The sequence below is a fragment of the Balneola sp. genome, from assembly GCA_002694685.1.
GTDB lineage: Bacteria > Bacteroidota > Rhodothermia > Balneolales > Balneolaceae > Gracilimonas.
In genome coordinates, this window is the sequence record NZMW01000016.1 from 37,743 (window position 1) to 51,403 (window position 13,661).

10 protein-coding genes are annotated in these 13,661 nt (G+C 41.5%); 9 read left to right on the forward strand and 1 reads right to left on the reverse strand.

Translation table 11 applies throughout. The features are described 5' to 3' along the window. Position 1 precedes the first annotated feature (1 nt). The 3 genes from CL667_15530 (at position 2) to CL667_15540 (ending at position 2,800) form a co-directional block, all read left to right on the forward strand. Positions 2-259 carry a 50S ribosomal protein L27 gene (locus CL667_15530; GenBank protein MAL19108.1) on the forward strand — a complete coding sequence of 86 codons (258 nt, stop codon included), beginning with the start codon at positions 2-4 and terminating at the stop codon, positions 257-259. A gap of 69 nt (positions 260-328) precedes the next feature. Continuing rightward, positions 329-982, forward strand: a complete 654-nt coding sequence (locus CL667_15535) for an isomerase/hydrolase (GenBank protein MAL19109.1) — start codon at positions 329-331, stop codon at positions 980-982. 3 nt (positions 983-985) lie between these two features. Then, a complete protein-coding gene (locus CL667_15540; GenBank protein ID MAL19110.1) occupies positions 986-2,800 on the forward strand; it encodes a hypothetical protein in 1,815 nt (604 codons plus the stop codon). Positions 2,801-2,818: 18 nt separating this feature from the next. Here the strand turns inward: CL667_15540 and CL667_15545 are convergent, their stop codons facing one another. Continuing rightward, positions 2,819-3,196: a reactive intermediate/imine deaminase gene (locus CL667_15545; GenBank protein ID MAL19111.1), complete on the reverse strand. Its 378-nt coding sequence runs from the start codon at positions 3,194-3,196 to the stop codon at positions 2,819-2,821. Between the two features lie 138 nt (positions 3,197-3,334). Between CL667_15545 and CL667_15550 the strand changes: the two genes are divergently transcribed. The 6 genes from CL667_15550 (at position 3,335) to CL667_15575 (ending at position 13,659) form a co-directional block, all read left to right on the forward strand. Beyond that, a complete protein-coding gene (locus CL667_15550) occupies positions 3,335-4,648 on the forward strand; it encodes a hypothetical protein (protein MAL19112.1) in 1,314 nt (437 codons plus the stop codon). 23 nt (positions 4,649-4,671) lie between these two features. Next, entirely contained in the window at positions 4,672-5,862 is a 1,191-nt protein-coding gene (locus CL667_15555; protein ID MAL19113.1) for a hypothetical protein, read from the forward strand. Between the two features lie 2 nt (positions 5,863-5,864). Beyond that, entirely contained in the window at positions 5,865-7,001 is a 1,137-nt protein-coding gene (locus tag CL667_15560; protein MAL19114.1) for a cystathionine gamma-synthase, read from the forward strand. Positions 7,002-7,085: 84 nt separating this feature from the next. Next, positions 7,086-8,264, forward strand: coding sequence for an acetyl-CoA C-acyltransferase (locus CL667_15565; protein MAL19115.1), 1,179 nt, complete (start codon positions 7,086-7,088; stop codon positions 8,262-8,264). Between the two features lie 269 nt (positions 8,265-8,533). Continuing rightward, positions 8,534-12,448 (forward strand): hypothetical protein, encoded by a 3,915-nt coding sequence (locus tag CL667_15570; GenBank protein ID MAL19116.1) that lies wholly within the window; start codon positions 8,534-8,536, stop codon positions 12,446-12,448. Between the two features lie 59 nt (positions 12,449-12,507). Further along, entirely contained in the window at positions 12,508-13,659 is a 1,152-nt protein-coding gene (locus CL667_15575; protein MAL19117.1) for a hypothetical protein, read from the forward strand. Positions 13,660-13,661: the final 2 nt, after the last annotated feature.

Genomic DNA, 13,661 nt, shown 5'->3' on the forward strand with positions numbered 1-13,661 from the left:
TATGGCACATAAGAAAGGTCAAGGTTCGACAAGAAACGGTCGCGATTCCAATCCAAAAATGCTTGGTGTTAAAAAATTCGGTGGTGAATTTGTTCGCGCCGGAGGAATCATTGTACGTCAACGCGGTACAAAATTTCACCCCGGTGATAACGTACAACGTGGTGGCGATGATACTTTATTCGCAACATCAGACGGAACAGTAAATTTTGCAGTTCGTTCTGGCGGACGCAAGCACGTTAATGTAGAGCCTCTCAACTGATCTACATTTATAAGAATTTAAAGCCTCGTACATACTTTTTGTGCGAGGCTTTTTTTATATCTTCTAATTATGAAAAATCCATCAATACCTGGTCTTGATCTTGATGTTAACAACATCTACTGCATAGGGCGGAATTATGCTCAGCATGCTAAAGAAATGGGCAGCGCTATACCCAAAGTCCCTCTGGTTTTTTTAAAACCTCTTGGAACCATTTGCCATAACGACGCTACAATTTCGATTCCACCTCATAGTAATGATGTTCATTACGAAGCTGAAATTGTGATCGCAATTTCAAAAGAAGGAAAGAATATTTCGCACGGTTCAGCTATGGATCATGTGGGCGGGTATGGAGTTGGAATCGACTTTACTGCGCGTGATATTCAATCCATTTCTAAAAAACAGGGTCAACCCTGGACCATAGCGAAAGGATTTGATAATTTTGCGCCAATCAGCTCCTTCGTGCCATTTTCAGAAATTAATAATCCAGACGATCTAGATATCAAACTATTCCAGAATGGGTTTGTGAAGCAACATGGAAATTCTTCTGAAATGATCTTCCCTGTTCCTAACCTTATTAACTTTCTGTCCGGCATTTTCACTCTATATCCGGGAGATCTGATTTTCACCGGTACGCCGGAAGGAGTTGGCCCGGTTGCTTCAGGAGATAAACTGGAGGTACTTCTCGACAATGGAATAACAACACTAACGGTGAATATCGAGTAAGATTTGAGGCTTTTCTTCCTTTTAATTTGCAGTCTATTCTATCTACCGCTGAGTGCTCAGTCTTTGGACTACTTATGGCCAACAAACTCAGGAAATTACCTGAGTTCAACATTTGGTGAGACTCGTTCGGCGCATTTCCATGCCGGACTTGATATCAAGACGTGGGGTCGTGAAGGGTATAAAGTGTATGCATCTAAAGAAGGTATTCTATATCGGCTTTTGGTTACCGAACGTGGGTATGGAAATGCTGTTTATCTAAAACATCCTGACGGTACCTTTACCGTCTATGCTCATATGCAGCGGTTTAATGATGCTTTTCAGGCCATGGCCGACTCTATTCGGATGATTGATTATTCTTTTGAAATGGATGTCATTATGGATTCGCTCCAGATTAAGGTAGAGCAAGGAGATGTTATAGGGTATACAGGTTCAACCGGCATAGGCCCGCCACACCTTCACTTTGAAATTCGGGATTCTATTGAGCAGCCCATCAACGCATTAACATCAAACTTAACGGTGAAAGATGAACTGCCCCCGGTATTTTCCTCTATTATTTTGGAGCCTCTGAGCAAGGATAGCCGAATTGAAGGACGCCCGACTTCCTATTATTCCCGTGTCAAAGAAACTCGATCCGGCGTTTATGATTTTGGAGAAGTTAACGTTTCAGGCAAAACAGGGTTTGCGGTAAATGTGTATGACCGAGCCAATGATGTTTATAATGCCTACGCCGTTTATTCTCTTGCTCTGATTCAGGATTCAGACACTCTTTTTTATGAAGAGCTGAATACCTTTAGCTATAATGAACCCAGTGAAATGACTTTGGATCGGATAGCTCCCTTCGGTTCTTCTCAAAGAGGTCACCAGCGATTATATAAAAAGGACGGCAGTAACAATCCGTTCTATATCATCACCAAAGAGCAAGCGATGCTGATACCAGAAGATTCAGCTCGGAACTACACCATTGTTGCCTCTGATTATTTCGGAAATACTTCAACAGCTAAAATTACACTCGTTAAGAGTTCCCGCACCTCGTCTTCCTCCCTGGGTGAGCTAAATACAAATCCCGAAAAGTGGTTCTGGTCTGAAAACTGGTTTTCTCCCGATTTGAAAAGTACGATTGACTTGAGAAGAGATGATTTGGGATATCCATGGTCGGAGAATCAGCAGATTGTTCAATTAGATTCTTCTACCTCGGTGAATTTCACAAGAATCAAACCTACTGAACCTGAAATAATCAGTACTCCCGATCAGCGATTGAAAGTTCGCTTCGGCACTCATGCTTTTTTCGATACTTTAACTGTTGCTACGGGATACGATATAACGAATAATGAAATTCAGATCTCAATTCAGCCTCAAATGTTAGCGATCAAATCTGACTATCAAGTTCAGCTTTATATGGGAGATGCATTTGAACCGGGCAACAAATACCGGTTATTTCAAAAAGATAACTCCGATGAGTCTTTGGATTATATCGATTCTGAGTTAATCGGCAGAACTATTCATGCCTACCCCTCTGAGCTTGGAGAGTTTGTGATCATGCCCGATAGTACAGCTCCTGAAATTTCTTATTTCCAAGTCTATCAAACCGACTATGGGGTTTGGAAAGCTTCCGTTCAGGTGACAGATGAGGAAACTGGAATTGAATCTTCTTCTGCTGTTTTCAAAGTAAATGGAGTACGCGGTATTGCTGAATATGATTATGAAAAAGATCTTTTGATCTATTCTCTTCCGGGCTTTGATCCTAATTCATCAAATACAGCATATATAGAGATAAAAGATAAAGCCGGAAATACAGCTCAAGCTATATTTGAAAACTGATTTCCGACTTTAAAAAGATTATAGATAAGCAATACAGCTAATCTCTACCAGTACGTTCTTGGGAAGTGTTTTTACAGCTACCGTTTCTCTTGCAGGGGGATCAGATTTAAATCGAGCTCCATATACTTCATTAACAGCTCCAAAGTCTCCCATATCCGCTAAAAATATTGTGCATTTCAGCACATTGGAGAAATCTACACCTGCTTCAGTAAGAACAGCTTCAAGATTTTTCATGACCTGCTCAGCTTGTTCAGCAGCAGTCTCTCCCACTAACTCCATGGTTTTTGGATCTAAAGGAATTTGACCGGAACAATATAATGTACCGTTATGTGAGGTAGCTTGGCTGTAAGGGCCGATTGCAGCAGGTGCTGTGTCAGTAGAATGTATTTTTTTCATGTAAATATTCTTTAAGGATTAAATTGAAATGGAACCAAAAGCATGTGTGCTAATAAATTGCAGAAAGCAGCACATATGATTATTTTCACTAACATATAAATTTGACCCGATTTCAACCAAATACAATTTTAGATAAAAATGAAAAAGCTACTTAGAAATCTATTCTCAGCATTCTTACTTGTTGGGATACTTGCCAGTTGTGAAACTTCGGACCCTCTTATTGATGAAGCACAAAAAAATATCTTTACTCAGAGGTTTGATAGTGCCCTTTCCGTATTAGATCGTTCCATTGAAAAGAATCCTGAAACAGGACTTCCGTACTATTACAAGGCTTTGGCATATGCTGAAAAAGCAAAAACAATTCCACAGGCCGGTGAAAGAAAAGAAACTTACACAAATTTCCGTGAGAACATTCTTACCGCAAGAGAGAAATTTGAGAGCATGGAAGAAGCTCCTTCTGAAAAAGGAGATGTAACAAACCTGGTTTTGAATACCTGGGGATTTGAGCACAACACAGCTATTGAGTACGTAAATAGTGACTCTCTGCGTGCTACCGTTGATGAGCCTATCAAAACATCTATTGCTCACCTTGAAAATGCCGTTATCATTAACCCGGACAGTACCCTTTCCTGGGATATTTTAGCTCAGGTTAGAGGAATTGACGGAGACTATGCAGGTGCAATTTCAGCGCTCGAAACAGCGATGGATCTAAAATCACCTACTCCAGCAGAGGACTACCAAAGATTAGGAAGTTACTACAACGCTGACGACCAGCCTGAAAAAGCAATCGACGTTTTAAACACTGGTGTTGATGCATATCCGGATAGCATTCAATTGGTTACTGTATTAGCAGATGCTTACATGCAAGCAGGACAAAGAGACAAGTCCATGCAAACTCTTAGAAACCTTATTGAGCGTAATCCTGAGAATGCACGCTATCACTTTGCTTTAGGAACACAACTACTACAGGCAGCCACTGAGGTGACTGAAGAGATCGATGCGAATTACGATACCATTTATGAGTACACTACTCAGCTCAGAAATAATGAAGGTGATTCTGACGCCATTAATGCATCTATTGATTCCCTCATTTCTCAAAATGAAGAGCTCTTAGCTAGTATGAATTCATTTAGCGACCAAGCTGAAGAAGAACTTACACAGGTAACTGAACTTGATGCTAATAACGCACAAGCGTATGAGTATCTTGGAATCTCTTACCAGAATAAAGCTTCTGTTCTTTATCAAAAGAGAAACTTCACTCAGGATAATGAACTTGCTACACAGCTTGACGAACAGGCCAAAGAGATTATCCGCCAAGCTATGACAGCCTATGAAAAATCAGCGGAATTAAACCCTGATAACCAACGAGTATGGCAATCACTTTCTCGTGTATATTTACAACTAGATATGCAGGAAAAAGCAGAAGAAGCCATGAATAAAGCGGGCATGTAATTTCCCATATCAAAAAATTTAATATGACTATTTCAAATTTTACCCGGTTTACAGGTTTACTTCTTGTGACCGGGTTTTTTTTATCATGCAGTTCTTCAAAGGTTAATATTGATGAACTCATTCAGAATAATAAATATCAGGAAGCCATAACTGAGATAGATGCACGGCTTGCAGAAAATCCTGCTCAGCCCGAATTATATATTCAGAAGGGGAAAATCAATGCTTCTTTCGCTCAGGATACTGACCCTGAATTACGGCCGGAATTCTATTCAAATACAGATCAGAATTTTGAAATGGCAATAGAATACGGTGCTTTAAATGCACAAGTAGCTACTATTGACAGCCTTCGCCAGCAGTACTGGAAAAGCGAACATAATGCCGGTTTGCGTATCACTGATAACGACGCACTGTCAGATAGATATCATCTGGCTTCTATACATTTTAAGAATGCCCTTATCCTGCGGGAAGATGCTGTCAGCAGCTACAAAAACCTATCAGTAGCTCAGTTCAACCAAGGCGATGTAGATGATGCAATAGGCACTCTGGAAACTGCATTAGAATATGCAGGAGATGAACCGACAGAAATCTATGAAAACCTTGGATATCTTTATCTTGAAAAAGGAGATCCGGAACAGTCTGCCTATTATTACGAACTTGCGAACACCAATCTGGAGGAAGACCTCAACCTTGCCTTTGGACTTGTAAACGCGTACATCTCGAACGGAAGCAACGAGCAAGCTGTCGACATCCTCGAGTCACTTGTAGCAAACAATCCTGATAATGCCAACCTAAGGAATGTTTATGGCACTCAGTTATATCTGATCACATCAGGTATCATGGAAGACCTCAAATCAGCCTACAGCAACAACGATACTGTTCTGGTAGATCAGATTTTATTTGAAGCTGAAGGAATGGGTGATGAAGCAGAAACCCAACTAATTGAAGCCTTCCGCAGAGATACATCCAATACCGAATACCTTGAAAGCCTCGCTGTGTTCTACAATAACCTTTCAGCACAATATCTTTCGCTGTTACCCAGTGCTTTTGAGAACGACAAAAACGAGTTAGAAAATAAAGCCTATAACCTCATCAATTTTGCGATTGATTACTATGAAAAATTGGTTGCAATAGATGCCAATAACGATGAGTACATCCAAAAACTCAGTGTTCTCAAAACTTTAAAAAATCGCAAAACTGCATCTGCAGACAACTAATTATGAAATTTAACACGAAGACGATTCACGCCGGCCAGAAGTCAGAAGAAACCTCAGGCGCGGTAATGCCCCCCATCTTTCAAACTTCAACCTACGAGCAAGAAGCCCCAAACAAGCATAAGGGTTACGATTATGCCCGAGTAGGAAATCCAACCCGTACTGCACTCGAGAAAATGCTTGCAGGCCTTGAAGGAGCCGATGAAGCTGCCTGCTTTTCCAGCGGAGTAGCCGCGATGGATGCGCTCATGAAGATGCTTCGTCCTGGTGACCATGTTATCACCACTAACGACTTGTATGGCGGCTCTTATCGTCTTTTTACTAAAGTTTTTGAGCCTTATGGCATTGACTTCACTTTTGTGGACATGACTGATATCTCTAAAGTGAAAGATGAAATTAGACCTGAAACTAAATTGATGTGGATTGAAACACCCACAAATCCTCTTTTGCGTATTGTGGATATCAAGGGATTAGTGGATATAGCTAAGCCCAGCAATATCCTTACCGTAGTTGATAATACATTTGCTTCCCCTTACCTCCAGCGCCCTTTAGAATTTGGTGCTGATGCTGTTCTTCATTCGGCCACTAAATATTTAGCCGGACATTCTGATGTAATTCATGGAGCGGTTGCAAGTTCTAATGATGAAATCATGGAGAATCTGCGTTTTCAAACCAAGACTTCGGGAGCTGTTCCGGGACCTATGGATTGCTACCTGACTTTAAGAGGTATCAAAACCCTGAGTGTTCGCGTACAGCGTTCGGTAGATAATGCTAAGGAAATAGCGGCCTTTCTTGAAGGTCATGGCAAAGTTGAGTCTGTTCTATATCCAGGATTAAAGTCTCACCCACAACATGATTTGGCTAAAAAGCAGATGGATGATTTTGGGGCTATGCTTTCCTTTACCCTGAAAGATGATTCTATAGAAGCCGCAACTAAATTTATGCAGAATACCAAGGTCTTCACCTTGGCAGAAAGTTTAGGCGGTGTTGAGTCCTTAATCAGTCACCCCGCATCTATGACTCACGGTTCCATTCCAAAAGACGTTCGCGAAAAAGCGGGACTTAAAGATTCTTTGATCAGAATTTCTGTAGGAATTGAAGATGCTGAAGATCTCATCGAAGACTTAAAGCAGGCATTTTAAGATATCATCATTGCCAAGGCTTTAGTATCTTTAGAGCGTTAAAAAAGCGCTTACAGAATATCTAATCATTAAATTATTTCTATCATGCGAGACGTAGTAATTGTATCCGCTAAACGAACTCCAATGGGAGCATTCGGCAGTAGTTTATCATCTTTTTCTGCACCTGAACTTGGAGCTTCTGCAATTCTCGAAGCCGTTAAAGCCGGTGGTATCAAAGCTGATGATGTACAAGAAGTAGTTATGGGGAATGTCCTTTCAGCCGGAATAGGTCAAGCACCTGCACGCCAGGCAGCAATGAAAGCCGGTCTTCACGAACGCACGCCCGCAACTACCGTTAATAAAGTATGTGCATCCGGAATGAAGTCCATTATGATAGCGGCAGACCAAATTCGATTGGGTCAGGCAGACATCATTATAGCGGGCGGTATGGAAAGCATGAGTAATGTCCCCTACTACCTTCCCAAACAACGCTTTGGTTCCAAATACGGAAATGTAGAAGCTGAGGATGGTATCGTTAAAGATGGACTTTTCGATGTGTATAATAAGTACATGATGGGAAATGCCGGAGATTTATGTGCCCGGGAATGCAATATTAGCCGCGAGGAACAGGACGAGTATGCGATCACTTCTTACAAGCGTGCTATCGATGCTACTGAAAAAGGTTACTTTAGTGATGAAGTAATCAAAATGAAGGTCAAAGACCGAAAAGGCAACGTAACTGAAGTTGAGAAGGATGAAGAATTAGATAAAGTCCGTTTTGAAAAAATTCCCAATTTAAGACCTGTATTCGCTAAAGACGGAACCGTTACAGCGGCTAACGCCTCTAGTATCAATGACGGTGCAGCAGCTGTTCTGGTGATGAGTGCAGAAAAAGCAGAAGAATTAGGCTTAAAACCACTCGCTAAAATTCTGAGCCACGCAAGTGCTGCTAAAGCTCCCGAATGGTTTACAACCGCTCCTGCTGATGCAATACCTATTGCTTTGGACCGAGCAGGACTTAGCAAAGATGACATTGACCTTTTTGAAATTAATGAAGCCTTCTCAGTCGTAGCTCTTGCAAACAACCAAATTCTTGAACTCGACCCTGAAAAAGTGAATATCCACGGTGGGGCTGTCAGTATTGGGCATCCACTGGGTTGTTCTGGGGCTCGCATCATAGTGACCCTAATCCATGCTCTTAAGCGTACAAAAGGTAAATATGGCTGTGCCGGCATTTGTAATGGCGGTGGCGGAGCTTCTTCTTTAGTACTTGAAATGCTTTAAAGCCCTAAAACCCGCTTTATTTTAGAGCGGGTTTATTTTTTTATTGACATTATTATTTCACACACATATTATACAGTCGACCTGAAAACAAAACGACATCTCTTTATAGAATAAAGCTACTATTCAATTTATCGTTAATTAAACATCATCACAGAGAACACTCTCATCTTAACAGGTCAACCTAAACTCGAAGCACTATATACGTTATAGAAATACTGCTACAAACTTTTAAGCGTTAATACGCGCAAACAGTAAACAATTAGTTCTATATGCTTAACAGGCTGCTTTTTATTAGTAGTTTGCTTTGCTTATTGATTGCTCAAGGGGTTAATGCCCAGCAACTGAAAGTAGTAGCAGAAACGAGTTCCTTTACGGACTATGAGTTCGTCAATGATGACCTGAAAATCATGTCTTCATACGGCCTTACAGTTCCTGTGTCTGGAAATTCGCCTCGATATCAAATCCTGGAACAGGCTGTATCTACTCTAAATTCTACAGTAAGTCAGGAAAAAGCTGCCGTCCTCGCTCTCTCCTCAACAAACCAGCCATTAATCGAAACCTCTGAACCTGGTGTATATAGAGGAAATAAGGTGAGTTCGTTAAGCATAAACATTGCCCGACATGGAGAAAGAGAAACACTGGTACTTAGAAAACTTCGCTTGCGTGTTTATAAGGAAGGAGATCAGGTTCTGCCAAAACAAAATCGCTCTAAAGCTTTAAGCACTTCTTTATTTGAAACCGGAACCTGGTACAAAATACCGGTCACTCAAAGTGCAATCTACCAACTTGATGCTGACTATATGGAAAGTCTTGGCATTGACATTTCTTCCATCGATCCTCGAAATATACAGTTATGGGGCACTAACGGATATCAGCTGCCAGAGTTAAACAGCGCTTCCCGCCCTGAACTAAGCCAATTACCAATCATTGTTGAAGGTCAGAATGATGGCGTATTTAACACCAATGACCGTGTGCTGTTTTATGGAAATAGCCCACACCAGATATTAAGAGACAGTCTTGATTTTTCACACCAAATACACCCATACAGTAATCAGAATTTCGTATTCCTTACTATTGGTGATGAAGCTGGTAGCCGACTTTCTGTATCTAATAACAATATCTCTCCTTCCAGAACCATAACAACATTCTCTGATTTCATCTGGAAAGATGAAGAGCTTTATAAATCCGAAGATCGTATTAAGTCGGGTCGATACTGGTTTGGCCGTCGTTTTGAAGCCACAAGTAACGGGACACCCATCACCGTGTTTTCAGATACGCTACCCGGAATATTAGAAGATGAGCCACTTACAGTTGAAGGACAGTTTGTAAGCCGTTCTACACGCTCTTCGAGTTTTGACATTTCACTGAATGAAGTTGAAATAGCTGATATAAACATACGGTCTTTGAGATGTAACAATTGCTCCAGCTGCTATAATTGCAGTGAAGGCGAATCGGGAGTGGCTAACAGCTTCTCAACTTCAATTACCCCAAGCATCCAAAATGGAGTCATTGAAGCTAGTGCTACCTATAATCATACTGAATCTAATTCTACAGGCTTTTTAGACTGGTTTCGCATTGTTGTACAAAGGGAGTTACAGGCTAAAAATAACCGCTTATTCTTTTATTCTCCTGCTGATGGTTCTTCTTCGGAGTTAGGTCAATACCGGCTTACCGGTTTCGATAGCCAGCCAACCGTTTTGGATGTAACAGATCCAACAAGTCCTAAGCTTCTAGGATCAACCGGATCAAATGGCACCTTCAGCGTCAATTACCGCACAGGAAATGATTTACGATTTATTGCCCAGTCTACCTTCAATCAACCTGCAGCCGGTCAGCCTGTTGAAGCTCAGAATTTGAGAGGTATTACCGAGTATCCTGACTATATAATTGTAGTTGCTGAGGAGTTTCTTGAGTATGCTGAAGAGCTTGCTGCTTACCGTGCTGATAAAGACGGATTAACTCCTGTAGTTGTTACTCAAGAGCAAATCCTGAATGAGTTTTCGAGTGGCGTTCTTGATCCCTCTGCAATTCGAGATTATACCAAGTTCCTTTATGACCGTGCGCTCAATGATGGTCAGATTCCGCCTAAGTATCTACTCCTTTTCGGCGATGCTACTTATGACTATAAAGATATCATTAATAATAGCTTCACAAACTATATTGTTACTTATCAAAGCAGCGAGTCTTTAGAAAGAACACGATCTTATGCTACAGATGATTTCTTTGGCTTCCTTGATGATGATGAGGGGGCTTTGGGAGCTGGAAATACAAACAACTCTCACTTGCTAGATATTGGTCTTGGGCGTATTCCTGCACAAAATAGGTCTGAAGCAGCTACAGCCATTCAGAAAATCAAAATTTATGAAGACCCTTCCAATACAGGTTCATGGCAAAATCTTATTTCTTTTGCCGCTGACGATGACTTCCCGGATGTAGATAGAAACAGAGATCTTCATGTGCTTAATGCCGATGAATCTGCCGAAAGGATGAATATCATTGAACCGGGACTTCGTATTAAAAAGATTTATGAATTTGCTTATCCGGAAGAAATAACTGGTTCAGGACGCCAAATTCCAGGAGCTACTGAAGAATTCATCAGCACACTGAACAATGGTACGCTGGTCATGAACTATTCCGGTCATGGTAATGAGCAGACGCTTTCGGATGAAGAGCTTTTCTTGACGGACTACATTCCAAATCTAACCAACAAAAATTACTTAGCAGTATTGGTTACCGCTACTTGTCAGTTTGGGCGTTATGATGACATCGATGCACAATCTGGTGCCGAGCAGTTATTTTTTGCAGAAAATGGTGGTGTTATCGGAGCTTTTACCACCACCCGTGTTGTATATACAGGTTCAGGCATTCAGTCTAATAATAATTTTGGGTTGAACGTAGCCCTATCACAGCGCATGGTAGAGCGTAATAGCGATGGCACTCCGCTCCGCCTTGGTGATATCTATACCCGAACCAAGAATTCCCTGATTAATGGAATTCCGGTTGTATCATCCCGAAACAGCAAGAAATTTATTCTAGTCGGTGACCCTGCAACTAGATTCCGACTTCCGGAACAACAAGCTGAGCTTACATCCATCAACGGTTTTAGTGATACAGACCAAGACACTACACTTACTATTCGCGCTTTAGATCAGGTTAGCCTTACAGGACAAATAAGAGATTTAGCAGGCAATGCGCTCCCTAATTATAGCGGAGAAGCGACTGTAACTGTTATGGATGCCCGAAGAAATGTACCACTCCCGTCTGACCGGGAATGGGTTGCTGAAGAACGCTGTAACCTCACTGACTGCAGTTATGATGTTGAAAATGACGTGTTATTCCGTGGTAAAGCAGCAGTAAGTAACGGGCAGTTTACCTCTTCTTTCATCGTACCAAAGGATATAAGTTTTTCAGATGACAACGGCCGCATCATATTTTTCGCCAACAATAATGGTACTACAGCGGGCGGGTCGTTCACCAAAGTAAATTTCAACGGAGTCAATGAAAACGCAGTAGATGACGGAAATGGTCCAAAGTTGGATATATTCCTCAATGACCAGCGTTTTGTAAACGGTAACCTTGTAAACGGTTCACCGAATTTAATTATAGAGCTTGAAGATCAATCAGGTATAAATACTACAGGAACAGGAGTAGGACATGAAATAATTGCTACAATCGATACCAAACCACAACAATCGTTTGTCCTCAACGACTTTTATGAGGGCAGTTTAAATGATTTCACACGGGGGCGTATCGAGTACCCTCTGGATCAACTTCCTGAGGGTAGCTATACCCTTAAAGTTCGAGCGTGGGATGTGCATAATAACCCAACCGAAGAAGAAATTTTCTTCGAGGTTGCATCGAGTGAGGAGTTAAGCGTTAGAAACGTCTTTAACTTCCCCAATCCGATGAATAATGCCACCCGATTCAGCTTCGAACATAACCAGCCCGGTAATCCGTTAGATGTGTCAGTACGTATTTACACATTGAGTGGCAAGCCGGTGCAGCAAATTGAACAGTCACTCATAACTACAAGTTCTTATGCCAGTATTTCATGGGATGGCCGTGACCGGGATTATGATCGCCTGGGTAACGGTACTTATATTTATGTGCTTCGGGTTACAACAGATACCCCGAAAGGAAGACAAACAGCAGAGCAAATCGAAAAGCTCGTAATTATACGCTAACATCGTAACTTAAACTTGAATCTCTTATATTTGAGTTCAATTATTTAACTATAGTTTTTATGAAAAGGATAGTATCCATAATAGCGGTTGGGCTTTTATTTTTAGCCCCAACCATTACACAAGCACAGGTTGCCATTACAGCAGTACCCTTTCTACAAATAGAACCGGATTCGCGTGGTGCCGGTATGGGAAACACAGGTGTAGCCCTTGCCGACAACGCCTCCGCGCTATTTTGGAACCCGGCTGGGTTAGCCTTTCAAAAGGGCTCAAATCAAGCCAGTATCACCCACTCCAATTGGTTAGCCAACTTCAACGTAAGTGATTTATTCTACGACTATGTTGTAGGTAAATACTACATCGAAGGAGTGGGTACAATCGGAGCTCACTTGACTTACCTTAATCTTGGTGAACAAGTAGTTACCGATGAAACCAGTCCAGAACCCATTTCCCGATTCAACAGTTATGAATTGGCATTAGGAGGTTCTTATGGATATCAGGTGAGTAAAAACTTAGGCCTTGGAGCTAGCTTGCGACTTATATACTCAAGTTTAGCAAGCGGAACTTCTATTGCAGCTCAGAAAGTAAATCCGGGGAACAGTGTTGCCCTTGATCTATCCTTTCTGTACAAAACGGATGTTTTCGCTCTTGGCGGCCGGGATGCTCGGTTCAGCTTTGGTACCAACCTCTCCAACATAGGTCCTGGAATTCAGTACACCGATAACGCTCAGAAAGATCCCCTCCCAACCGTATTGCGTTTTGGATGGTCTTTTGACCTTGATCTTGATGATGACGGTATCAACCGAATCACTATTGCCAATGACATTTCGAAAATCATGGCACGTACCGAACCTAAATTCACAACTAATCCTGATGGGTCTATTGACACAGCTCGTGTAGCTGCCGGACCAATTGAGTCTATTTTCAAATCTTGGGATAGTTTCGAGAGATTTGATGGCCAAAATACCATCGAAGTCGGCGTCCTGCAGCAGTTCATGATTGGTGCCGGTTTAGAATACTGGTATAATAATCAGTTCGCGCTTCGCGGAGGATACTATTACGAAGATCCCCAAAACGGAGATCGTGAATACATTACATTTGGAGCCGGTATCCGATATAATTTCCTTGGGGTTGATTTCAGTTACATAAAAACACTGGAACAGGATCACCCTCTTGCTAACACATTACGATTCAGTTTGCTTATTGATTTTTAATA